Origin of the sequence: Actinoplanes subtropicus (assembly GCF_000721705.1) — a bacterium.
Classification (GTDB): Bacteria; Actinomycetota; Actinomycetes; order Mycobacteriales; family Micromonosporaceae; genus Actinoplanes; species Actinoplanes subtropicus.
Window position 1 is genome coordinate 127,954 of record NZ_JOJL01000011.1, and the last position, 22,717, is coordinate 150,670.

The 22,717-nt window shown below is 73.2% G+C and carries 18 protein-coding genes and 1 pseudogene; 7 read left to right on the forward strand and 12 right to left on the reverse strand.

Annotated elements, in window-relative coordinates; genetic code table 11:
* Positions 1-42: 42 nt before the first annotated feature.
* Genes IH26_RS0117015 through IH26_RS0117030 form a run of 4 tightly spaced genes read right to left on the reverse strand, consistent with a single transcriptional unit; the run spans position 43 to position 5,981 of the window.
* Entirely contained in the window at positions 43-1,431 is a 1,389-nt protein-coding gene (locus IH26_RS0117015; protein ID WP_030437184.1) for an FAD-binding oxidoreductase, read from the reverse strand.
* A gap of 25 nt (positions 1,432-1,456) precedes the next feature.
* Positions 1,457-4,480: an ATP-binding protein gene (locus IH26_RS55880; protein ID WP_051808216.1), complete on the reverse strand. Its 3,024-nt coding sequence runs from the start codon at positions 4,478-4,480 to the stop codon at positions 1,457-1,459.
* A 47-nt stretch (positions 4,481-4,527) separates the two neighbouring features.
* Positions 4,528-5,229, reverse strand: coding sequence for an SDR family NAD(P)-dependent oxidoreductase (locus IH26_RS0117025; RefSeq protein WP_084598897.1), 702 nt, complete (start codon positions 5,227-5,229; stop codon positions 4,528-4,530).
* Positions 5,226-5,981, reverse strand: a complete 756-nt coding sequence (locus IH26_RS0117030) for a glycosyltransferase family 2 protein (protein ID WP_030437187.1) — start codon at positions 5,979-5,981, stop codon at positions 5,226-5,228. The genes IH26_RS0117025 and IH26_RS0117030 overlap by 4 nt, the downstream gene beginning before the upstream one ends.
* Positions 5,982-6,024: 43 nt before the next feature.
* Between IH26_RS0117030 and IH26_RS0117035 the strand changes: the two genes are divergently transcribed.
* The 3 genes from IH26_RS0117035 (at position 6,025) to IH26_RS0117045 (ending at position 8,415) form a co-directional block, all read left to right on the forward strand.
* Positions 6,025-7,020, forward strand: a complete 996-nt coding sequence (locus IH26_RS0117035; RefSeq protein WP_030437188.1) for a radical SAM protein — start codon at positions 6,025-6,027, stop codon at positions 7,018-7,020.
* A gap of 55 nt (positions 7,021-7,075) precedes the next feature.
* Positions 7,076-7,990 carry an EamA family transporter gene (locus IH26_RS0117040; protein ID WP_034215451.1) on the forward strand — a complete coding sequence of 305 codons (915 nt, stop codon included), beginning with the start codon at positions 7,076-7,078 and terminating at the stop codon, positions 7,988-7,990.
* Between the two features lie 104 nt (positions 7,991-8,094).
* Positions 8,095-8,415 (forward strand): GlsB/YeaQ/YmgE family stress response membrane protein, encoded by a 321-nt coding sequence (locus IH26_RS0117045; RefSeq protein WP_245665253.1) that lies wholly within the window; start codon positions 8,095-8,097, stop codon positions 8,413-8,415.
* Between the two features lie 202 nt (positions 8,416-8,617).
* Here the strand turns inward: IH26_RS0117045 and ku are convergent.
* From ku to IH26_RS0117060, 3 genes and pseudogenes are all read right to left on the reverse strand, one after another.
* Positions 8,618-9,370 (reverse strand): annotated as a pseudogene (gene ku / locus IH26_RS0117050) (non-homologous end joining protein Ku); the annotation flags it as partial.
* A gap of 46 nt (positions 9,371-9,416) precedes the next feature.
* Entirely contained in the window at positions 9,417-10,007 is a 591-nt protein-coding gene (locus IH26_RS0117055; RefSeq protein ID WP_030437192.1) for a DNA polymerase ligase N-terminal domain-containing protein, read from the reverse strand.
* Positions 10,008-10,051: 44 nt separating this feature from the next.
* Entirely contained in the window at positions 10,052-10,939 is an 888-nt protein-coding gene (locus tag IH26_RS0117060) for a LysR family transcriptional regulator (RefSeq protein ID WP_030437193.1), read from the reverse strand.
* A 70-nt stretch (positions 10,940-11,009) separates the two neighbouring features.
* On the opposite strand from IH26_RS0117060, the gene IH26_RS0117065 reads away from it, so the two are divergent.
* The 3 genes from IH26_RS0117065 (at position 11,010) to IH26_RS0117075 (ending at position 13,616) form a co-directional block, all read left to right on the forward strand.
* On the forward strand, positions 11,010-12,194 hold the full coding sequence (locus IH26_RS0117065) for a thiolase family protein (RefSeq protein ID WP_030437194.1): 1,185 nt from the start codon (positions 11,010-11,012) through the stop codon (positions 12,192-12,194).
* Positions 12,191-12,850: a 3-oxoacid CoA-transferase subunit A gene (locus IH26_RS0117070; protein ID WP_030437195.1), complete on the forward strand. Its 660-nt coding sequence runs from the start codon at positions 12,191-12,193 to the stop codon at positions 12,848-12,850. The genes IH26_RS0117065 and IH26_RS0117070 overlap by 4 nt, the downstream gene beginning before the upstream one ends.
* Before the next feature lie 127 nt (positions 12,851-12,977).
* Complete coding sequence (locus IH26_RS0117075; RefSeq protein WP_030437196.1) at positions 12,978-13,616, forward strand: 3-oxoacid CoA-transferase subunit B; 639 nt, start codon at positions 12,978-12,980, stop codon at positions 13,614-13,616.
* On the opposite strand, the gene IH26_RS0117080 is transcribed toward IH26_RS0117075, so the two are convergent.
* On the reverse strand, positions 13,591-15,342 hold the full coding sequence (locus IH26_RS0117080; RefSeq protein ID WP_030437197.1) for an FAD-dependent oxidoreductase: 1,752 nt from the start codon (positions 15,340-15,342) through the stop codon (positions 13,591-13,593). The genes IH26_RS0117075 and IH26_RS0117080 overlap by 26 nt on opposite strands.
* An 84-nt stretch (positions 15,343-15,426) precedes the next feature.
* On the reverse strand, positions 15,427-16,314 hold the full coding sequence (locus tag IH26_RS0117085) for a helix-turn-helix domain-containing protein (RefSeq protein ID WP_030437198.1): 888 nt from the start codon (positions 16,312-16,314) through the stop codon (positions 15,427-15,429).
* 194 nt (positions 16,315-16,508) lie between these two features.
* On the opposite strand from IH26_RS0117085, the gene IH26_RS0117095 reads away from it, so the two are divergent.
* Entirely contained in the window at positions 16,509-19,634 is a 3,126-nt protein-coding gene (locus IH26_RS0117095) for an ATP-binding protein (protein WP_030437199.1), read from the forward strand.
* Here the strand turns inward: IH26_RS0117095 and IH26_RS0117100 are convergent.
* From IH26_RS0117100 to IH26_RS0117110, 3 genes are read right to left on the reverse strand one after another with little or no spacing between them, the layout of a single operon-like run.
* Positions 19,618-20,379, reverse strand: a complete 762-nt coding sequence (locus tag IH26_RS0117100) for an ABC transporter permease (protein ID WP_030437200.1) — start codon at positions 20,377-20,379, stop codon at positions 19,618-19,620. The genes IH26_RS0117095 and IH26_RS0117100 overlap by 17 nt on opposite strands.
* Entirely contained in the window at positions 20,376-21,311 is a 936-nt protein-coding gene (locus IH26_RS0117105) for an ATP-binding cassette domain-containing protein (RefSeq protein ID WP_030437201.1), read from the reverse strand. Before IH26_RS0117105 ends, IH26_RS0117100 begins: the two co-directional genes overlap by 4 nt.
* Positions 21,295-22,689 (reverse strand): glycoside hydrolase family 32 protein, encoded by a 1,395-nt coding sequence (locus tag IH26_RS0117110; protein WP_051808218.1) that lies wholly within the window; start codon positions 22,687-22,689, stop codon positions 21,295-21,297. The genes IH26_RS0117105 and IH26_RS0117110 overlap by 17 nt, the downstream gene beginning before the upstream one ends.
* Between the last annotated feature and the right edge of the window lie 28 nt (positions 22,690-22,717).

The following is a 22,717-nucleotide window of genomic DNA, read 5'->3' on the forward strand; positions in this document are numbered from 1 at the left end:
TCCGGGCCCGGCCGGCCGTGTGGGCGGCCGGCCGGACGCCGGTCAGATCGCCTTCGAGGGCGCGATGTTCTGGTTGAGGCGGAACAGGTTGGTCGGGTCGTACTCGTCCTTGACCGTCACCAGACGCTCATAGGTGGTCTTCGGGTAGGCGGCCCGGACCCGCTCCTCGGTGCCCTCGCCGGTGAAGTTCACATAGGTCGCGGCGTCCGCGCCGAGCGCGTCGGTCGCGCCGCGGGCCCAGGCGACCGCCGGCGGGAACGAGTCGGCGTCGGCCGAGCGGGCCACCACGTTCAGGATGAACTCGCGGTCCCGGGTGCCGAACGCGGTCGCGTCGCCGGGGACGCGGCCCATCGCCCCGCCGAGGTGGTGGATGTGGATCTCGGTGATCGGGTTCGGGATCCGGTGGAACTCCTCGACGATCCGGCCGGCCGCGTCGTCCAGGTCGTCGAAGAACGCCGACCGGAAGTAGTTCCACATGCCGCGCGGGTAGAGCGGGTCGAGCAGGGCCTGCTGCGCCGCGTACGGCATCGGTCCGAAGAGATCGGTCACCACCGGGGCGAGACCCCGCAGCGACCGGGTGGCCGCGTCGCCGTCCTCGGGGCGGCCCGCCCACATCGCGCCGACCGCCACGATCGGCTTGCCGTGCACCTCCTCGGGGAGGAACGGGGCCGGCGGCGCGGTGGTCATGTTGATCAGCGCGGTCAGGTCGTCCGGCGCATTCGCGGTGGCCGCGCGGAACCCGTGCAGGATCTGCTCGGCGTGCTCGCCGGGGTAGAAGACCAGGCCGCCGAAGATGGTCGGGCCGACCTCGTGCAGGCGCAGCTCGAGCGAGGTGACCACGCCGAAGTTCCCGCCGCCGCCGCGCAGCGACCAGAGCAGTTCCGGTCGTTCCTGCTCGCTGGTGTGCAGATACTGGCCGTCCGCGGTCACGATGTCCGCGGCGATCAGGTTGTCGCAGGTCAGACCGCACTTGCGGACCAGCCAGCCGATGCCGCCGCCGAGCGTGAAGCCGCCGATGCCGGTCGAGGAGATGATGCCGCCTGTCACCGCAAGCCCGAACGCCTGCGTCTCGGCGTCAACGTCGCGCCACAGGCAGCCACCCTGCGCCACGACGGTGCCGCGGCCGGGGTCGACCCGGATGCCGTTCATCGGGGAGAGGTCGAGCACGAGGCCGCCGTCCACGGTCGAGAAGCCGGGAATGCTGTGCCCGCCGCCGCGGACCGCGAGCGGCAGGCCCTCGCTGCGGGCGAACTCGACCCCCTTGAGCACGTCCGCCACCCCTTGGCAGCGGAGGATCAGGGCCGGTCGCCGGTCGTGCGCGCCGTTCCAGATCGACCGCGCCTCGTCGTAACCCGGGTCGTCCGGGCGGATCAGATCGCCCCGCAGGGCCTGCGCCAGCTCGCCGAGCGTGGCTTCGCCAAAGGTGTTCATGCCGACCGACGCTAGGAACGCGCTCTTAGCCGCCGCTTAGCAACGCCTCAGCGCGCGGTGAGCCGATCCGGCAGCCGAGGCGGCCGAACAGCGCGTGCGCCGCCCGCAGGTGCTCGCCGGGGGCGCCCAGCTCGGCGGCGAGCAGCCGGGACCAGGCCTCGAGCCGGAGGAAGCCCTGCGGCTCGAACGCCGCGACCGCCCGCTCGGTGAGCACTCGCGCGCGGTGCCGGTCGCCGCCGTACAGCTCGATCACCGCGAGGTCGAGCAGCGCGCCGCCGACGCCCGGCGCGTCGTCGACCGCCGTGCTGCGGTCGAGGGCCATCCGGGCGTACCGGCGGCCCCCGGCGACATCGCCGGCCGCGGCGGCGAGCAGGCCGAGGTTGGCCAGGCTGAGGTTCTCGCCGCGGCGGTCGCCGAGCTGCTCGCGCAGGCGCAGCGCCTCGCGCAGGTGCTTGTCGGCGGCGTCGAACAGCCGCGCGTCCCGCTCGACGCAGCCGAGGTGGTTGAGGGCGTGGGCTAGCCCCGCGGTGTCGTCGATCCGGGCGAACCCGTCGGCGGCGCGTTCGACGGTGTCCCGGGCGGCGGTCAGGTCCCCGGCCAGCCGGTGGGCGTAGCCGGCGGCCGACAGCGCGTAGGCGTGCCCCTGTACCGCGCCGACCCGGCGGCCGAGCAGCCACGACTCCTCGAAGACCGGCACGGTGGTGTCGCCGATCGGGGCGAGCGGCAGGCACACGGTCACGGCCGGCAGGAACGGCCCGGCCGCGGCGTCGACCCGGCCGAGCGCCCGCAGGCACTCCGCGAAGCGCTCGCGGGCGAGACCGGTGTCCTCGCGGAACAGCGCGGCCAGGGCGGCCAGCCAGCGGGCGGTGGCGGTCAGCGGCGGGTCCGGCGTGGGCGCGGTCAGCGCGATCCGCTCGGCCTCGTCCACCTCGGCCACGCCGACCAGCAGGATGCCGCGCATGAGCCAGGCCCGGGCCACGTCGACGGCCGTGCCCGACCGTTCCGCGTCCGCCACTCCGGCGTCGCCCAGCTCGGACAGCCGCCGGCCGATGCCGAGCCGGCCCGTCAGCACGGCGAGCGCGAAGACCGCCCGCGATCGCTCCGGCGACGGGGCGGCGGCGGCCGCGAGGGCGCGTTCCAGCCAGCCGGCGCCCTCGACGAAGTGACCGCGGGAGAGCCAGTACCGCCACAGGCTGACCGTCAGCTGCAGCGCCCGCGCCGGGTCGTGCCGCAGCGCCCAGGTCAGCGCGGCCCGTAGGTTGTCGTGATCGATGTCGAGCAGTTGTGGCCGCTCGGCCACGATGCCCGGGGCGTCGTCCGGGTCGCTCTCGGCCGCCAGCCGGGCGAAGTACCGGCTGTGCGCGGCCTCGAACGCCGCCTCCTCGCCGGCGGCGGCCAGGCGCTCCCGGGCGAGCTGCCGGATCGTCTCGAGCAGCCGGTACCGGGAGCGATCGCCGGCCGGCTCGATCTGGACCAGCGACTTGTCGACGATCCGGCCCAGGCAGTCGAGAACGTTCACGTCGTCGCCGGCGCAGACCCGCTCGGCCGCGGTCAGCGAGAAGCTGCCGGCGAAGACCGCGAGCCGGCGCAGCAGGATCTGCTCGTCCGGGTCGAGCAGGGCGTGGCTCCACTCCAGCGCGGCCCGCAGCGTGGCGTGCCGGGTGACCTCGCCGCGGCGGCCCAGCAGCGACAGCGCGCCGGTCAGCCGCTCGGCGATCTCGGCCGGTTCCAGGTGCGACATCCGGGCCGCGGCGAGCTCCAGGGCCAGCGGGATGCCGTCGAGCCGGCGGCAGATCTCGGCGATCGCGGGCGCGTTGGTGTCGTCGAGGGCGAACCCGGGGCGTACGTCCCGGGCCCGCTCCACGAACAGCCGCACCGAGGACAGCGCGGCCGGCCGGTCGTCGTCGGCCGGCACCTCCAGCGACGGCACCCGGAAGGTGACCTCGCCCGGGACGTGCAGCGGCTCCCGGCTGGTGGCCAGCAGGGTCACGCCCGGGCAGGACCGGCGGACCGCGACGGCCAGGGCGGCGCAGGCGGTGAGCAGGTGCTCGCAGTTGTCCAGGATCAGCAGCAGGGTCCCGGTGGCCAGGCGGCCGACCAGCGTACGCAGCGGATCGGAGCCCGCCGCCGGTTCCAGGCCCAGGGCGGCGGCGACCGTGTCGGCGACCAGGTGCGGGTCGGTGACCCGGGCCAGGTCGGCGAACCAGACCCCGTCGGGATAGGAGCCGATCAGCCGGCGGGCGGCCTCCTCGGCGAGCCGCGTCTTGCCGGCGCCGCCGACCCCGGTGAAGGTCAGCAGGCCGCCGCGGACGAGCAGGCGGTGCACGTCGGCGATCTCCCGCTCCCGGCCGACGAAACTGGTCAGCGGCGATCCGAGGTTGTTGCCCGGCGTGCCCGGCTCGTCGGTCAGCATCCTGCGGTAGAGCCGCCGGGTCTCCGGGTCGGGGTCGGTGCCGAAATCGGCGAGCAGATCGTCGCGGAGCCGTTCGTAGCGGGCGAGCGCCTCCGATCGGCGGCCGGCGGCGGCGAGATGACGCATGACGACCCGCACCGCGCCCTCGTGCCGCGCGTCGATCGCGAGCGCTCGTTCCGCGGCGTCCAGGTCGTCGAGGTCGACCAGCGCCGCGCAGAAAAGCGATCTCAACTGCTCACGCCGCTCGGTCGCCCAATCCTCGAACCGGTCCTCGGGCAGCAGGTCACCGGTGTAGGCGGCCACGGCGGCCCGGGACCGGCCCTCGCGGGCCAGCCGCTCGAACTCGAGCACGTCGACCTCGACCGGCCCGAGCGTGACCACGTCCTCCCGCAACGTGAGCACGTCGCCCAGCACCCGGCGGGCGACGTGCAGGGCCTGGTGCAGGTTGTTCGCCGCCGACGCGGGATCACGCCCCGGCCACAGCAGCTCCAGCAGCACGTCCCGGTGCATCTGCCGGCCGGGCGCGAGGGCGAGGAGTTTCACCAGCGTACGGGCCTTGCGCAGGCGCCACTCGCGGGCGGGGACGGGCGCCCCGTCCCGGTCCACCTCGAAGCCGCCGAGCAGGCGGATGAGCACGCGGCCCAGCGTAACGACGCACGCCCGGCCGGTCCGTCAGGTGCGCGTCACTGATCGGATGCCGAGCCGGGCTCGGCCATCCGGCGGTGCATCTCGGCCTTCGCCTTGTCCGGCAGCACCTTTCCCGCCACCCCCTGTGCCCTGGTCCTGGCCGAGCCGGCGACCACTTTCTGCTTGTCCTTCATCAGCGCCCGGAAACCCTGCTCGGCGACGAGCGCCGGGTCGTCCTTCGGGCCCGCGCCGACCTTCGTGTCGTCCATCTCGGCGCGGTGGAAGAAGTTCGTGTCGGTCGGGCCGGGCATCAGCGAGCTGACGGTCGCGCCGGTGCCCTTCAGCTCGGCCCGCAACGCCTCGGCGAACGACTGCACGAACGACTTCGACGCGTTGTGGACGGCCTGGTACATGCCGGGCATGGTGGACGCGATCGACGACGTGAACAGCACCGGCCCGGTGGCCCGGTCCACCATGTCCGGCAGCACCCGCTTGGCGAGGTGCACGGTGGAGGTGACGTTCACCGCGATCACATTCAGTTCGTCGTCCAGATCGGTCCCGGTCGTGAAGTCGCCGCCGATCCCCCGGCCCGCGTTGAGCGCGATCGCGTCGACCGGCCGGCCGGTCTCCAGGATCGACGCGTACACCTGCTCCACGCCCTGGTAGGTCGCGAGGTCCGCGCGGACCGCGACCACCGAGGTCCCGCCGTCCCGCCGCAGGCCGGCGGCGGCCTGCTCGACCGCCGCGTCCTCGGTCAGATGTAGCGGCGGGGCGCCGCGGGGCCGCGGGGGGGGTCCAGCGGGGCCAGCCGGGGCCCGACCCCGCGCGGGCGGGGGCGCCCGGGGGGGAGCGTGTTGCGCAGGCCGTCGCGCCGGCGCCTCGAGCGGTCCCGCACCGGCGACGCGGCGTGGTGCACGACCAGGTCGGCCCGGTAGCAGAGCTCCCAGCCGGCGGCGAGCAGATCGGTCGCGAGCAGTTCCTCCTCGCCGCCGAGCCACAGCCGGGCGCTGAACCCGCCGGCCGCGCGGAAGGCCTCCCGCCGTACGACGGACGCGCCGGCCAGGAAGCTGCCGAGCGCCGGTCCGGGCAGCCAGCCCGGGCCCGGAACGGGGGAGTCGCGCAGTTCGGCGACGATCGGATCGTCCTCGCCGCCCGGCTCGACGACGATCCGGGCGTTCAGCACGGCCAGCCGCGGGTGCGCGTCCAGCAGGGCGGCCGCGCGGGCCAGACTGCCCGGCTCCCACCAGGTGTCGTCGTCGCAGAAGGCGACGTAGGGCGTCCGGAGCCGCTCGACGCCCAGGTTGCGGCCGACCGCGCCGGCGTTGCGATCGAGGGCGAGCACCTCGACTTCGGGAAACCTTTTCCGGACGGCGTCGGCCGTGCCGTCGGTGGAGCCGTTGTCGACCAGCACGATCGGCGGCCGCTCGGGCAGTTCCACGAGGCGGGCGACCGCGCCGAGCGCCTCCGGCCGGCGTTCATGAGTGATCACGACGACTCCGATCCGCTCCACGAAGCGTGGTGTACCCCGCGGCTCCCGTGGTACTCGGCCCGGCATGGACCACGCGCCGGTGACCGGCCCGCCGCTGCCCGAACATCTGCAGGTCGAAATCACCTCGGCCTGCAACCTGCGCTGCACGATGTGTCTTGTCCGCTACCGCCCGCCGGTGAACAAGCTGGCCGGGGCGATGCGGCCGGAGCTGTTCCGGCGGCTGGTCGACGAGGTGCCGGTGCGCCGGCTCACCCTGCAGGGCCTCGGCGAGCCGCTGCTGTCGCCGTACCTGCCGGAAATGATCGCGACCGCCGTCGGCCGCGGCATCCGGGTCGGCTTCAACTCCAACGCCACGCTGCTGACCGGCCGGCGCGCCCGCGAACTGGTCGAGTCGGGTCTCGACTGGCTGCACGTCTCGCTCGACGGCGCCGGTCCGGCCGTCTACGAGGCGATCCGCGAGGGCGCGTCGTTCGATCGGGTGGTCGGCAACCTGGCGGGCCTGGTGCGGGCCAAGCGGGAGCTCGGCAGCGCGACGCCGTGGATCCGGGTGGTGTTCGTGGCGATGCGTGACAACGTCGCCGACCTGCCGGGGCTGGCCCGGCTGCTGGCCCGGATCGGGGTGGACGAGTTGCGCGTGCAGAATCTCTCGCACGACTTCGCCGACACCGATCCGGCCGGCGCCTACCGGGAGATCCGCGAGTTCACCGCCGGCCAGGCACTGTGGAGCGACCAGGACACCGAGCGGGCCCGCTCGATGTTCGCCGAGGCCGCCCGGGTCGCGGCGCCGGCCGGCCTGAGGCTGCGGGTGCCCGCCCTGGCCGACGAGGGCGGCGGCAACTGCACGTGGCCCTGGGACGCGGCGTATGTGACCAGCGCCGGCCTGGTGCAGCCGTGCTGCATGGTGATGGGCGACGACCGGGTCGTTCTCGGCGATCTGAACCGATCGAGTTTCGCCGAGATCTGGTGCGGCGAGGCGTACCAGGACTTCCGCCGCCGGCTCGACAGCGCCGACCCGCCCGACGTCTGCCGCGGCTGCTCCCTCTACCGCCACACCTTCTAGAACCCATGCGGGCGTACGGGTGAGAAAAGCGCCGCGACGGGGGTAGAGGACCGGTATGGGCGCTGCCGGACCGCTCCTGATCGTCTATGTCGTCTGGGGATCGACCTACCTGGGGCTCAAGGTCGGACTCGAGACGTTCCCGCCGTTCACCCTCAACGCGGCCCGGTTCCTGGTCGCGGGCGCGCTGCTGTTCGCCTACTGCCGCTACCGGCGCTGGACGATGCCGGACCGGCGGGAATGGCGGGCCGGCGCGATCCAGGGGCTGCTCCTGCCGGCCGCGGGCACCGGCGGGGCGTGCTGGGCCGAGCAGACCCTGCCGTCCGGCACGACCGCGCTCTTCCTGGCCACGATCCCGCTGTGGATCGTGCTCGGCCGGCGCGTGATCGATCGTGAGCGCATCACCGTCCCGATCGGCATCGGCCTGGTCGCGGGCATCGCCGGGGTGGCCGTCCTGGTCCGGCCGGGCGGCGCGAACGACGCGCTCGCCACCGCGGTCGCGCTGGGCGGGGCGATGTGCTGGGGACTCGGCTCGGTCTACGCGGTGCACGCGCCCCGGCCGTCGCACGCCCTGCTGGCGAGCGCGGTGGAGATGGTGAGCGCGGGAGCGATCCTGGCGGCGCTGGCCGGGGTCGCCGGGGAGTACGGGCGGATCGGGGTGTCCGGCCGATCGCTGCTGGCCCTCGGCTACCTGATCGTGTTCGGCAGTGTGATCGCGTACACCGCGTACACCTGGCTGCTCGATCACGTCGCGCCGCGGGTCGCCGGCACGTACGCGTTCGTCAACCCGGTCGTCGCCGTGCTGCTCGGCTGGTGGCTGCTCGGCGAGCGGCTGGACGCCCGCGTCCTGATCGGCACCGCGGTCATCGCCGCCGGGGTCGCCCTGATCGTGCTGTTCCCCGCCCGTACCGGCGAGTCCGATTCATCGGACGAACCGGCGGTGCCGGCCCCGGCGCGGGGCAGGGGACGGTGAGGCGGAGTCCCGCTCAGATTTGACACCGCTGGCCACGCTGACGTTTGCGGGGGTCGCCGATCCGGGAATCGGGGCGGTGATGTCGGGTGGACCTGGGAGGTTTCGTGAGCGCTCACGACTACGTGGCGGCCGTCGTGTTCGGGGCGGTCATCGGGGTGGTGGCCCGGATCCTGCTGCCCGGGCGGCAGGGGATCGGGATCATCCTGACCGTCCTGATCGGGATGGGAGCGGCGGTCGCCGGCACCTGGGCCGCCGATCGGTGGGACCTGCGCAGCGGAAAGATGCTCACGGTGTGGCATCACCGGTACGACTGGGAGGTGCTCGCGGTGCAGCTCGGGATCGCCGTGGTGGGCATCGCGATCGCGGCGATGCTGGCCAAGGCGTTCTCGACCGAACCCGCGGAGGGCGAGCGGCGCCGCCGGTGACGCTCAGGAGGCCTTCTTCCTCGCCGGCGCTTTCTCGGCCGCGGCTTTCTTTGGCCGGTGTCTTCTTGGCCGCGGCTTTCTTGGCCGGTGTCTTCTTGGCCGCGGCCTTCTTGGCGGGCGCTTTCTTGGCGGGCGTCTCCTTCGCCGGGGACTTCCGCGACGGGGCCGAGCGGCGCTTCTGCGCGTTCTCGACGCTGCGCTTGAGCACCTCGAACAGGTCGGTGACGTTCGTCGGCTCGGGCGCCGGCTCGGCGACCGTGACCTTCCTGCCGGCCCGCTTCTGCTTGATCAGCTCGTTGACCCGGTCGGTGTAGGTGTCCCGGAAGTCCCGCGGGCGCCACGGGCCGGCCATCGAGTCGATCAGCTGCTGGGCCATGCTCAGCTCGTTCTTCCTGGCGGCGCCCGGGCGCGGCAGCCCCTCGATCTCCTCCTTCGGGTCGCGCACCTCGTCGGCGAAGAACATCGTCTGCAGCACCAGGAGGTCGCCGTCGGGACGGATCGCCGCCAGATACTCCTTGCCGCGCATCACCAGGGTGCCGATCGCGGCCCGGTTGGCGTCGGTCATCGCGTCCCGCAGCAGCCCGTACACCTTGGCGGTGTCCTCGCCGCCCGGGCAGAGATAGTAGGTCTTCTGGTAGTAGATCGGATCGATGTCGTCCAGGTCGACGAAGCGGTCGATCGCCAGGCTGCGGGAGCGCCCCGGCGCCACCGCGTCCAGTTCGTCCTGGTCGAGCAGGACGTACTCGCCGCCGCCGACGTCCGCGCCCTTGACGATGTCGTCGTAGTCGACCTCCTTGCCGGTGCGCTCGTTGACCCGCCGGTATCGGATGCGATCGGACGTGTCCCGCTCGAACTGGTGGAACGACACCTCGTGCTCGTGGGTCGCGGAATACATCGCGACCGGCACGGAGACCAGGCCGAAGGTGATCGCCCCGGTCCAGATCGGTCGTGCCATGGCTCCCCCCTCTCGGTTACGACTGGATACGACCGGTTACGACTGGCTACGACGCTCGATCCGGATCGGCCTGCACCTCGTCGTTGGTGCGGTCGCTCAGAACCGATCGCGGGTGCTCCTCCGGGTCCCAGCCGCTGACCGCGAACTGATCGCGTTTGTGCAGCAGCAGCCATTCCTCCTTGCCGCGCGCGTCGACCCGGGTGCGCACGAGAACGAACCGGCCGCGCAACTTAGCTCCGAACAGATCGAAATGGAGCTCACCGGCGGCGAGAGAGGCGTCCGGGTCCGCCGCGGAGGCCGGCTGCCAGGTCCCGTTGTCCCAGACGATCACGTCGCCGCTGCCGTACTGGCCGCCCGGGATCACGCCCTCGAAGCCGGCGTAGTCGAGCGGATGGTCCTCGACGTGGTAGGCGGCGCGGCGCACCTTCGGGTCCAGGGTCGGGCCCTTCGGCACCGCCCAGCTCGCCAGGACGCCGCCGACCTCGAGGCGGAAGTCGTAGTGCAGCCGCCGCGCCCGGTGCCGCTGGACCACGAACCGGCGGGTGGCGGTCTCGCCGCCGCCGGCGCCGGCCGGTTCGGGCGTACGAGCGAAGTCACGCTTGTCGCGGTACCGGCCGAGCGGATCAGCGGACGCCATGCCGCCGGTATACCCGCTCCTCGTCGTCTTTCACCAGCGGCGCCTCAGCGGGCGGCCAGGCCGGCGACGATGCCGGCGACCCGGTGGACGGCCGGGGACGTCTCGCCCGAGCGGGTGGCCAGGGCCAGATCGATGGTGGCGGCGTCGGTGAGCTCGACATACGCGACGCCGGCCAGGGCCAGGCTGCGCACCGGCGACGGCACCAGCGCCACGCCCAGGCCGGCCGCGACGAACACGACCAGCGTCGCCGTCTCGCCCACCTCGGTGATCGACGGCGGCCGGAACCCGGCCGCCGCACACGCCGCCAGCACGCGCTCGTGCATCGACGACCGGTGCCCGGAATAGTGCATCACGAACGGCTCCCCGGCCAGCTCCGCCAGGTCGATCCGGGCCCGCCCGGCCAGCGGGTGATGGTCGGGCAGCACCGCGACCATCCGCTCGGTGCGCAGCACCCGCAGGTCGACCGCGGGCCGTGCGAGGCCGTCCGGCCGCAGCACCACCAGGTCGTAAGACCCGTCCAGCAGCCCGTCGAGCAGCGCCGGGCTGAGCAGCTCGCCGTGCAGCTCGAGCCGCACCCCCGGCAACGCGTCGCGCACTTGGCGGGCGGCGAGCGGCAACAGGTCGTACGTCGCCGTGCCGATGAAGCCGACCGACACCCGCCCGGCCTGCCCCGACGCGACCTGCGCCATGTCGGTCGAGGCCCGGTCGACCGACCCGAGCACCGCATGGCAGTGCTCGGCGAAGCGCCGGCCCGCCCCGGTCAGCTCCACCCGGCGCGTGGTGCGGCTGACCAACTCCACGCCGAACTCCCGTTCCAGCTGCTTGACCTGCTGGGAGAGCGCAGGCTGGGCGATGTGCAGGCGCTCGGCCGCCCGCCCGAAATGTCCCTCCTCGGCGAGGGCGGCGAAGGCACGCAGGTGACGCAGTTCCATAATCGGACATTATCAATCATAGGCAATTCAGTATTGGAACCAATCGGTCCGCGAAACGTAGGGTGGGAACGTGACCGATGCTTTCCTGTACGCCGCTGCTCGCACGCCGTTCGGCCGGTTCGGCGGCGCCCTCGCCGAGGTCCGCCCGGACGACCTGGCCGCGATCGCGCTCAAGGGGGTGCTGGGCAAGGCGCCCGGCCTCGACCCGGCGGCGATCGGCGACGTGGTGTGGGGCTGCGCCAACCAGGCCGGCGAGGACAACCGGAACGTCGGCCGGATGGCCGTGCTGCTCGCCGGCCTGCCCGTGGAGGTGCCGGCGACCACGGTCAACCGGCTCTGCGGTTCGTCGCTGGACGCCGCGATGATGGCCTCGCGCACGATCGAGTCCGGCGACGCCGACGTGGTCGTGGCCGGCGGGGTCGAGTCGATGACCCGGGCGCCGTGGGTGCTGCCGAAGCCGTCCCGCGCCTTCCCGGCCGGGAACGTGACCGCGGTGTCGACCACGCTCGGCTGGCGCCTGGTCAACGAGAACATGCCGAAGGAGTGGACGATCTCGCTGGGCGAGTCGAACGAACTGCTCGCCGAGAAGTTCACCATTTCCCGCGTACGCCAGGACGAGTTCGCCGCGCGGTCGCACAACCTGGCCGACGCGGCGTGGGCGGCCGGTTTCTACGACGACCTGGTGGTCCCGGTCGAGGGCGTCGACCTGTCCCGGGACGAGGGCATCCGCCCGGGGTCGTCGGCGGAGAAGCTGGCCGCCCTGAAACCGTCGTTCCGGACGGCCGGCACGATCACCGCGGGCAACGCCTCGCCGCTCAACGACGGCGCGTCCGCCGTGCTGCTCGGCTCCGCGGCCGCCGCCGACCGGATCGGCCGCGCGCCGCTCGCCCGGGTCGCCGGTCGCGGGGTGGCCGCGGTCGAGCCGCCGATGTTCGGATATGCACCGGTCGAGGCCGCCGACCGCGCGCTGCGCCGGGCCGGTGTCACCTGGTCGGAGGTGGCCGCGGTCGAGCTGAACGAGGCGTTCGCGGTCCAATCGATCGCGTGCGTGGACGCCTGGGGCATCGACCCGGCGATCGTGAACGCGAAGGGCGGAGCGATCGCGATCGGTCACCCGCTCGGCGCATCCGGCGGCCGGATCCTGGGCACGCTCGCGGCCCGCCTGAAGGAGTCCGGCGAGCGCTGGGGTGTCGCCGCGATCTGCATCGGCGTCGGCCAGGCCCTCGCCGTGGTGCTGGAGAGCGTGGCGTCATGAGCGCGACCATTTGCGATTCGGCGGCCGAGGCGGTCGCCGGGATCGAGGACGGCTCGACGATCCTGGTCGGCGGGTTCGGCATGGCCGGCATGCCGGTCGAACTGGTGGACGCGCTGATCGAGCAGGGCGCCAAGGACCTCACCGTGGTCTCCAACAACGCCGGGAACGGCGACACCGGCCTTGCCGCCCTGCTGGCCAAGGGACGCGTACGCAAGATGGTGTGTTCCTTTCCGCGGCAGTCGGATTCCTGGGTCTTCGACGGGCTGTACCGGGCCGGGAAGATCGAGCTCGACCTGGTGCCGCAGGGAAACCTCGCCGAGCGGATGCGGGCGGCCGGCGCGGGCATCGGCGCGTTCTTCTGCCCGACCGGCGCCGGCACGTCGCTCGCCGAGGGCAAGGAGGTGCGCGAGATCGACGGCCGCACCTACGTGCTCGAGTACCCGATCCGGGGGGACGTGGCACTGATCGGCGCGCACGTTTCCGATCGGATGGGCAACCTCGTCTACCGCAAGACCGCCCGCAACTTCGGGCCGGTGATGGCGACCGCCGCCAAGCTGGTCATCGCCCAGGTGAGCGAGGTGGTCGACACGGGCCGGCTCGATCCCGAAGCGATCGTGACGCCGAGCATCTACGTGGACCGGGTGGTGGCGGTATGACCGCCTGCACCGAGCGGCACCCAGCCCGAGTAGACAAGCCTTCAGTCCGTCTTTGGGCGGCGGGCGGGGCGGTTGGATGGGGCATCGCAGGCGAGGGCCAGAAGGGCATGCCAGAGGAGGGCGCAGCATGAGCCTCGACAAGCACGCGATGGCCGAACTGATCGCGAACGACATCCCGCGCGGCGCGTACGTGAACCTCGGGATCGGCCAGCCCACGCTGGTCGCCGACCACCTGCCGGCCGACTCGGGCGTGGTGCTGCACACCGAGAACGGGATGCTCAACATGGGCCCGGCCGCCACGGGCGACCAGATCGATCCCGACCTGATGAACGCCGGGAAGATCCCGGTGACCGAGCTGCCCGGGTCGTCGTACTTCCACCACGCCGACTCGTTCGCGATGATGCGCGGCGGCCACCTCGACGTGTGCGTGCTCGGCGCGTTCCAGGTCTCGGCCGCCGGCGACCTGGCCAACTGGCACACCGGCGAGCCGGAGGCGATCCCGGCGGTCGGCGGCGCGATGGACCTGGCGATCGGCGCGAAGAGCGTTTTCGTGATGATGACGCTGTTCGCGAAGGACGGCTCGGCCAAACTGGTCGAGAAGTGTTCGTATCCGCTCACCGGCGTCGGCTGCGTCGACCGCGTCTACACGGACCACGCGACATTTCTGATCACGCCGGACGGCGTCGTGGTGCGGGAGACGTTCGGCATCTCGTTCGACGAACTCGCCGCGCGAGTTCCGGTCAAACTGCTCGCCCCAGCACGCTGATCAGGGCCTCGCGCAACACGTCGGCCGGCGCGCCGGGCAGGGCCGCGCTGCGGTAGCAGACGTGGTTGTCCGGCCGGACCAGCACGCAGCCGCTGTCGCCGACCTCGCGCAGCCGTGCCCAGTCGCCGTAGACGTCCTCGTACGAAGCGCCCGGCCCGATCGTCACCGCTGCCAGTGGCACGCCCAGGTCGGCCGCGACCGACGAGACGGCCGAGACCCACGGCTCCCCGCCGACCCCGGTGAAGAGCGTGAACCGGCCCTGCCCGCCGAGGTCCAGCGTGGACACCGAACGCCGGTCGCGGACCACCCAGGCGTGCGGGATCTTCGCGCCCGGCGTGGTGGTGGCGTGGTGGTAGAGCTCGTCGTCGCGCGGGTTCATGGCGGGGGCGGACCCGTCGGGGAGGACGGCGCTCGACTCGTACCGCTGATTGAGCTCGACGCCGTGGGTGTTGAACTCGTAGTTCTTGAACTCGATCGCCTCGCGCAACGCCGCCCGCTGCTTCTCCGCCTCGGGCCCGGCGTCCTTGCGCTTGGCCATGTTGCGGCGCAGCTCCGACGGGTCCTCGGTGGAGAGCATCCCGAGCGCCTCGAAGATGCGGGTGGTCTCGCCGATGCTGCGGTTGGCCCGGTCGACGATCTGCTTGCCGATCGGCGCCCGCTCGGCGGTGTAGGTGTCCAGCAGCTCCGGGCCGGCCACCCCGCGCAGCACCAGGGCCAGCTTCCAGGCCAGGTTGTAGGCGTCCTGGATGGACGTGTTCGAGCCGAGACCGTTGGACGGCGGATGCCGGTGCACCGCGTCGCCCGCGCAGAACACCCGGCCCTTCTGGTACGCCTCGGCGTAGAGGTGGTTGACCGTCCACGCCGAGGACGACTTGATGGTCACCGGCACCGAGTCGTCCCCGATCAGATGGTGGGCGATCCGCCGGGCGTACTCCTCGGTCAGGTCCGGGGGTTCGCCGTTGATGTCGTAACCCCACACGATCAGCCACTCGTGCCACGGCCGCACGCAGCGGACCAGGCCCATCCCGATCCCGCCGATGTCCGACCCGGTCTGCAGCACCCAGTACAGCGTGCTCGGCCGGTACGCGACGTACTTGCTGAGGTCGGCCTCGAAGACGATGTTGATGCTGCCCGCGACGCCCATCCTGCCGACCATCGGCAGCCCGATGTCCTCGGCCACCTTGCTGCGCCCGCCGTCCGCGCCGATCAGATACTTCGCCCGGATCCGGTACTCGTCGCCGCGCAACCGATCGCGAACGGTCGCCGTGACGCCGGACGCATCCTGCTCGAGCGACAGGTATTCCGTTTCGTAGCGGAACGACGTGCCCCGGGCGATCGCGTTGTCCACCAGCACCGGCTCCATCAGGTGCTGCGGCATGTCGCAGATGCTCGACGGCGAGGCCAGGTCGTGGTCGGCCTGCCGGGACGGATGGGTGTACCAGGTGTGCAGCCGGCCCAGCTCCTCGCCGGCCAGGCTCGAGCAGAACGGCGTGTCGCCCATCAGCCGCTGCGGCGTGGCCTGGGCGATCACCTGGTCCTCGAGGCCGGCGTCGCGCAGCACCTCCATCGTGCGCTGGTTGGTGATGTGCGCCCGCGGCGTGTCCGACAACCGGCCGTACTTGGTCACCACGATGTTCGGTACGCCATAGGTGCTCAGCAACAGCGCGGCGGCCCCACCGGCCGGCCCGCTGCCGACGATCAGCACATCGGTCTCGACATCCGTCATCGGCCCAGTCTCGGCGTCCCGCCCGGGGTCACGCCTGCACGTTCACGCTGCACAAACCGAGCGCGGCACAAAGCAAGCGCACGTTCACGGTGCAAGAAATGCGCGCCGGAGCGCCGCCGGCGTGGTACGCAGGTGTGCCCGCAACACCCGGGTCAGGTGCTCCTGGTGCGAGAACCCGCACCGAGCCGCCACCTCGACGATCGGCAACGGGCTGTGCCGCAGCAACCGGCACGCCTCGTCCACCCGCAGCTGGATCAGGAACTGATGCGGCGACTGCCCCGTGCGCGCCTTGAACTGCCGCCCGAACTGGCTCACGCTCAGCCCCGCCGCCGCGGCCAGATCGCGCAGCGGCAGCGGCTCGGCCAGCCGCGCCTCGATCAGCTCCCGCACGGCGGTCAGTTGCCGGTCGGTCAGCCCGCTGCGGGTTCCGGAAAGAGCAAGCGCGGGCACCGGGCGCACGCTGTGCCGCCGGGCCAGCTGCGCGGCCAGGGCCTGACCGAGATGATCCACGTACGTGCGGGCGGACGGCTCCCAGCCGCGCAGCACCCCGTCCAGGGTCAGCATCAGCTGCTCGACCAGCGGATCGAGGGCGCCCAGCTCCTCGGCCAGTTCCACCGGCGCGCCGTCGTGCGCCTCGCGCAGCGCGTCGTCGGTGAGATAGGCGTGCACGGTGTCCAGCGGCCCGCCCAGCTCGACGGTCAGGTCCTTGCCGGCCGGGTGCACGAACAGCCCGCCGGGCGGGACCACCCGCGACCGGGTCAGGCCGAGGTGCCCGCGGCGGACGGTGACCGGGCCGTCGAGGTGCAGGATCACCAGGTGGCTGGCGGCGCCCCCGAAGGACGCCTGGTAGGCCCGCTCGCTCTGGGTGGATACGTAGAGGCGCTCCCAGCCGAGCCCGCGGCTGGTCCGCTCGGGCCGCACCCATGGCTGCCGGAGGATGCCATTGGTGTCGGCGACCGTCAGCTCCGCCATCGCCACGTCATATCCCCGGACCGGCCGCGCGGTCAAGGGCCAGCCGACGATCTCGATGCGGCGATGCGGCGATGCGGCGATGCGGCGATGCGGCGATGCGGCGATGCGGCGATGCGGCGATGCGGCGATGCGGCGCGATGCCGCGTGATGCCGCCGGACACGCCGGGATTGCCGCCCGTGGCAAAATCTGCGGCGTGCGGATCGGGATGCTGGGCTCGTTCGAGGTACGTACGGACGACGGCGGCCTCGCCGATGTGCCGGGCGCCCGCCTGCGCGCGCTGCTGATCGCGCTCGCCCTCGAGCCCGGCCGGGTCGTCGGCAAGGCGACCCTGGTCGACTGGATCTGGGGCGAGCAGCCGCCGGCCGACGCCGCCAACGCGCTGCACCGGCTGGTGTCCCGGCTGCGCAAGGCCCTGCCGGCCGGCTCGATCGAGGGCCACACCGACGGCTACCGGCTGGCCGTCCCGCCGGAGGCGGTCGACGCCGTCCGGTTCGAGCGCCTGGTCGCCGCCGGCCGGCCGGGGGAGGCCCTCGGGCTGTGGCGCGGCCCGGCCCTGCAGGATGTCGGCCTCACCGACAGCGCCGCCTTCGACGCGGCCGTCACCCGGCTTGAGGAGCTGCGGCTGAGCGCCCAGGAGCAGTGGTACGACGCGGAGGCCCGGCTCGGCCGCGGCGCGGAGCTGGTCACCGAGCTGTCCGCGCTGGTGGCGGCGCATCCGCTGCGCGAACGGCTGACCGTCGCCCTGATGCGGGCGCTGGCCGCCGCCGGTCGGCAGGCCGAGGCGTTGCTGGCGTACGAGCGCACCCGCGAGGCCCTCGCCGACGCGCTCGGCGCCGACCCGTCGCCGGAGCTCTCCGCCCTGCACGTCGCTCTGCTGCGCGGCGAGGGCGGCCCGCGCAAGGAGGAACGGGCCACCAACCTGCGGGCCGAGCTGACCAGCTACGTCGGCAAGGAGGCGGACGTCGGCGCGGTCCGCGACCTGATCGGCGGGCACCGGCTGACCACGCTGACCGGGCCGGGCGGCACCGGCAAGACCCGGCTGGCCACCGAGGCCGGGCGGACCCTCGTAGGCGACGTGCCGGACGGGGTGTGGCTGGTGGAGCTGGCCCCCACGGGGCCCGGATTCTCCGCGCCGTCCGGAGGACCAGGCGCCGGCGGCGGCAGAGACTCCGACGTGGCGCTGGCGACGCTCGGCGCGCTGCGGCTGCGCGACTCGCTGCTCGGCGAGGCGCCGGACGCCGAGCCGATCGACCGGGTGATCGCCGCCCTCCGCGACCGGGAGGCGCTGCTCATCCTGGACAACTGCGAGCATGTGATCGAGGCGGCGGCCGCCTTCGCGCACCGCGTGCTCGGCGAGTGCCGGCGGCTGCGGATCCTGGCCACCAGCCGGGAGCCGCTCGGTATCACCGGCGAGGCCCTGTGGCCGGTCGTCCCGCTGGTCCTGCCCGATCCGGCCGCCGACCCGATCAAGATCGAGGCGGCGCCGGCCGTCCGGCTGCTGATCGACCGGGCCTCGGCCGTACGCCCGGATCTCGTCACCGACGCGGCCGCGCTCGCCACCATGGCCCGCATCTGCCGGGCCCTGGACGGGATGCCCCTCGCCATCGAACTGGCCGCCGCCCGGCTGCGCACGATGACCCTGGACCAGCTGGCCAACCGGCTCGACGACCGGTTCCGCCTGCTCACCGGCGGCAGCCGGACCGCGCTGCCCCGGCACCGCACGCTGCGCGCGGTGATCGACTGGAGCTGGGGGCTGATCACCGACGCCGAGCGGACCGTGCTGCGCCGGCTCTCCATCTTCTCCGGCGGCGCGAGCCTGGAGGCCGCCGAGCGGGTCTGCGGCGGGGACGACTCCGCGGAGGTGCTGGACCTGCTCACCGCGCTGACCGAGAAATCCCTGGTGGTCGCCGTGGGCGAGCGCTATCGCATGCTCGGCACCATCAAGGAGTACGCCCAGCAGCGCCTCGCCGAGGCCGGGGAGACCGAGCACGCCCGCCGGGCCCACCTCGCCTACTTCACCGAGCTGGCCGCGACCGCCGAGCCGCACCTGCGCCGGGCCGAGCAGCTGGAGTGGCTCGCCGTGCTGGAGGCCGAGCACGACAACATCGCCGCCGCCATGCGTGGCGCCCTCGCGGCCGGCGAGGCGGGCGCGGCGATGCGCCTGGCGGCCGAGGCCGGCTGGTACTGGTGGCTCGGCGGGCACAAGACCGAGGGCAACGAGCTCATCATGGCCGCCGCTGCCCTCCCCGGTGCGGTCGCCGACGAGACCCGGGCCGTGGTCTACGCCTTCGTCACCATGTTCCTCACCTCCGGGCATGCCGACCAGTACAGGGCGCAGGAGTGGATCCATCGGGCGTACGAGCTCGGCCGGCGGATCGAGGGCGCCCATCCGGCGGTCCGGTTCATCGCCGCGCTGGAACGCATGCTGCGCGCGCCGGCCGAGGCACTGAGCGCGTACGAGCCGCTGCTCACCGACGACGACCCGTGGGCCCGCGCGCTCGCCCGGCTGCAGATGGGCAAGATGCGGGTGATCACCGGACAGGGCGGCGCCGGGACGGACGCCTTCCTGGAGGCGGCCCTGGCCGAGTTCGGCGCGCTCGGCGAACGGTGGGGGATCTCCTTCGCGCTGACCGAGCTGGCCGGCCGCCTGGCCACCCGGGGCGAGTTCGGCGCCGCGTGCGCGCGCCTGGACCGGGCCTGCGCCGTGGTCACCGAGGTCGGCGCGATCGAGGACGTGGTGCCGATCCGCTCGCGGCAGGCGCAGCTGTACTGGCTGGCCGGGGACGGGCCGGCGAGCGTGGCTGCGATGGCGCAGGCCCAGCGGTACGCCGAGCGGGTCGCCTGGCCGGCCTCGCTGGCCGAGCTGGCCCTGGCGAAGGCGGAGCTCGCCCGGTGGCGGGGCGAGGCCGGCGAGGCTCGCCGGCAGGTCACCGCCGCCGCCGCGATGCTGGGGGAGGAGGCGAACTCCCGCGCCCTGCTGGAGGACCTGCTCGGCTACCTCACCGAGGACCTGGACGAGTCCCGCCGGCACCGGGCCGCCGCCTTCCGGGCGGCGACCGAGGCCGGGCACGCGCCGACCGTCGCCCGGGCGCTCGTCGGGGTGGCCGACCTGGCTCTGCGGTCGGCCGACTTCGCGCAGGCGGCGCGCTTGATCGCGGCGGCCCGCGGCGTACGCGGCCTGCGGGATCTCGCTCTTCCGGACGAGGACCGGATCGATCGCGAAACGCGCGACCGCCTCGGCGCCGGATACGCCGAGGCAGTCGCGGAGGGGGAGCGGACCGGCTGGGATCAGCTGGCCGGGGTCACGCTCGCTTCTTGAAGGTGGCGATCGCCCACAGGTAGCCGACCACGCCGATCCCTACGCACCAGGCGATCGCGGCGATCGCGTCGCCGGCGTGCACCGAGCCGGTCAGCAGCCCGCGGAAGGTCTCGATGATCGGGGTGAACGGCTGGTACTCGGCGAACTGCTTGGCGCCCGGGCCCATCTTGCCGGCCGGCACGATCGCGGTGCTCAGGAACGGCAGCATGATCAGCGGTACGGTGGCCAGGCCGGCCGTCTCCACGCTCTTGGCCGACAGGCCCAGCGCCACGGTGAACCAGCCGATCGAGAAGCCCACGAGCACCACCATCCCGGCCACGCCGAGCCAGTCCAGCGGGCTCGCCGACGGGCGGAAGCCGAGCGCGAACGCGGTGCCGGCGATGGCCGCCACGGCGATCACGTTGTTCAGCAGGCTGGCGATGACCTGGCCGGTCAGCACCGCGCCCCGGGAGACGTCCATGACCTTGAACCGGTTGATGATGCCCTTGGTCATGTCCGAGTTCACCGCGGTGGCGGTCGACCCGAGCCCGTAGCAGATGGCGAGGACGATCATGCCGGGCGTCGCGTAGTCCACGTACTTGACGCCGACGCTGAACGCGTCACCCAGCAGGTACACGAACATCAGCATGATCACGACCGGGAAGAGCACCGCGTTGAAGACGGCGGTCGGGTTCCGGAGGGTGTGCTTGAAGTTGCGGCGCAGCATGATCGCCGAGTCGCCGAGCGGGGATGCGATCGTGCTCATTTGGCGGAGACCTCCGTGTCGTGTCCGGTGAGGGCGAGGAAGACGTCGTCGAGGTCCGGCGTGTGCACGGAGAGTTCCTCGGCGTCGAGCGAGTACTCGGCGAGGCGGTCCAGCAGCGAGCGCAGCGACCTGGTGCCGCCGTCGCTCGCCACCCGCAGGGTGAGCGCCTCGTCGTCGCGGGCGGCGCCGGTCAGCACCCGGGCGGCGGCGTCGAGGGTGGCCGGGTCGGCGAAGCGCAGCCGCACGTGGCTGCCCGGGATCTGCCGCTTGAGCTCGGCCGCGGTGCCCTGCGCGACCAGGCGGCCCCGGTCCAGCACGGCGATCCGGTCGGCCAGCTGGTCGGCCTCCTCGAGGTACTGGGTGGTGAGGAAGACGGTGACCCCGCCGGCCACCAGCTCCCGGATGATGCCCCACATGGTGCGCCGGCTGCGCGGGTCGAGGCCGGTGGTCGGCTCGTCCAGGAAGATGATCCGCGGGTCGCCGACCAGGGTCATCGCCAGGTCCAGCTTGCGCCGCATGCCGCCGGAGTAGGTCGAGGTCAGCTTGCCGGCCGACTCGGTCAGCTCGAACCGCGCCAGCAGCTCGCCGATCAGCCGGGCGGCGCCGGGGCCGGCCCGGTGCAGGTCGGCCATCAGCCGCAGGTTCTCCTCGCCGGTCAGCAGCTCGTCGACGGCGGCGAACTGGCCGGTGACGCCGATCGCGGCGCGCACCGCCTTCGCCTCGGCGGCGGCGTCGTGGCCGGCGACCCGCACCGAGCCGCCGTCCGCCTGGATCAGCGTGGTCAGCACGTTCACCGTGGTGGTCTTGCCCGCGCCGTTCGGGCCGAGCAGGGAGAAGATCGTGCCGGTGGGCACCTCGAGATCGATGCCGTCGAGAACCGTCTTGTCCCCGAAGGCCTTGCGCAACTGCGAAACCTCAATCGCTGAACTCATGGGTGCAACGATCGGCGGCGGCCCTGTCACCGCTCTGACACGCCTCTGACACGACGGGGCCGCGGAGCTCCCAGGCCTCGGCGGTGACGTGTCCCGGGCCGGTGGCGCTCAGCCGCCAGGGCGCCCGGCCGGTCGGGTAGAAGCGCAGCGTGAGTACCCGGCCGGAGGACAGGTAGACCTCGGCGATCGAGCCGTCCACGATGATCCGCAGATCGTCGGCGGACGGGCAGGGCAGGGCATAGCTGCCCCGGGCGGCCCGGGGGTCGCGGGAGGCGTGGTCACGGTCGACGAGCAGCCGGCCGGACGCCGCGTCCCACCGGATGTCCAGGTGCTCGGTGCCGTCCGGCGACGTGTCGAGCCGCAAGCCGGCGCCGGCGGTCAGGGTGGCGGTGAGGTCGAAGGCGGGGCCGACCTCGCCCAGGTCGCCCGCCGGGCCGGTGCGGTGCACGATCCGCCTCGCGCGCAGGGCGAGCAGCTCGCGGGCTGGGCGCTGGTGGACGGCGCCGTCCGCGGTGAGGGTCACCTCGCGGGGCACGGTGAGGGCGCCCGCCCAGCCGGCCTCGTGCACCCAGTCGCCGCTTCGGGCCTCCGGGGTCCAGCCCCAGAGCAGCCAGCGGCCGTCCGGGGCGGGCAGCAGGGCCGGTGCGTAGAAGTCGGGCCCGTGGTCGAGCGGCACCGGCTCGGCGCCGGCCAGCCGCCCGTCCCGCTCGCGGCCGGGGTAGGCGACCACGTTCTGCGGTCCCCGCTCGGGATGCCACTGGCTGACGATCAGCAGGCCGCGGTCGCCGAAGGTCGCGTACTGCGGGCACTCCCAGCCGGTCGGGCCGGTGTGCAGCGGCCCGCGCGGGGCCCAGGAGCGCAGGTCGGGCGACTCGTAGAGGAACGCCGCGCCGCGCCCGTCGGCCAGGGCCGAGCCGACCAGCATCCGCCAGCGGCCGCCCTGCCGCCAGACGTACGGGTCGCGGAACATCGTGGTGCCCGCCGGTGGCTGGGCGAGCAGCGGCAGCGGCCGCTTGGCCCAGGTGTGCCCGCCGTCGCGGGACTCGGCCGTGGTGACCGGCTGCCACCAGCGGTCGTCGCGCCGGGCCGAGTAGAAGGCGAGGATCCGGCCGTCGTCGGAGATCGCGTTGCCGGACCAGCAGCCGTCCGCGTCGTCGCCGCCGGGCGTCGGCGCCAGCGCGACCGGCAGCAGCTCCCAGCGGACCAGGTCCCGGCTGCGGAAGTGGCCCCAATGGACGTCCCGGTGCTCGGGGCCGTTCGGGTTGTACTGGAAGAACACGTGGTAGAAGCCGTCGTGGAAGACCAGGCCGTTGGGGTCGTTGACCCAGTTCCGGGGCGGTCGCAGGTGGACGGCGGGCAGGTGCGGATCGGTGGACAAGCGGGGGCCTTTCACAAAGATGGAGGGG

Coding starts and splice junctions, on each gene's coding strand:
- IH26_RS0117070 (WP_030437195.1), top strand. CDS start 12,191: ATGAGCGCGACCATTTGCGATTCGGCGGCCGAGGCGGTCGCCGGGATC.
- IH26_RS0117035 (WP_030437188.1), top strand. CDS start 6,025: ATGGACCACGCGCCGGTGACCGGCCCGCCGCTGCCCGAACATCTGCAG.
- IH26_RS0117040 (WP_034215451.1), top strand. CDS start 7,076: ATGGGCGCTGCCGGACCGCTCCTGATCGTCTATGTCGTCTGGGGATCG.
- IH26_RS0117055 (WP_030437192.1), bottom strand. CDS start 10,007: ATGGCGTCCGCTGATCCGCTCGGCCGGTACCGCGACAAGCGTGACTTC.
- IH26_RS0117105 (WP_030437201.1), bottom strand. CDS start 21,311: ATGAGTTCAGCGATTGAGGTTTCGCAGTTGCGCAAGGCCTTCGGGGAC.
- IH26_RS0117060 (WP_030437193.1), bottom strand. CDS start 10,939: ATGGAACTGCGTCACCTGCGTGCCTTCGCCGCCCTCGCCGAGGAGGGA.
- IH26_RS0117085 (WP_030437198.1), bottom strand. CDS start 16,314: ATGGCGGAGCTGACGGTCGCCGACACCAATGGCATCCTCCGGCAGCCA.
- IH26_RS0117080 (WP_030437197.1), bottom strand. CDS start 15,342: ATGACGGATGTCGAGACCGATGTGCTGATCGTCGGCAGCGGGCCGGCC.
- IH26_RS0117100 (WP_030437200.1), bottom strand. CDS start 20,379: ATGAGCACGATCGCATCCCCGCTCGGCGACTCGGCGATCATGCTGCGC.
- IH26_RS0117015 (WP_030437184.1), bottom strand. CDS start 1,431: ATGAACACCTTTGGCGAAGCCACGCTCGGCGAGCTGGCGCAGGCCCTG.
- IH26_RS0117075 (WP_030437196.1), top strand. CDS start 12,978: ATGAGCCTCGACAAGCACGCGATGGCCGAACTGATCGCGAACGACATC.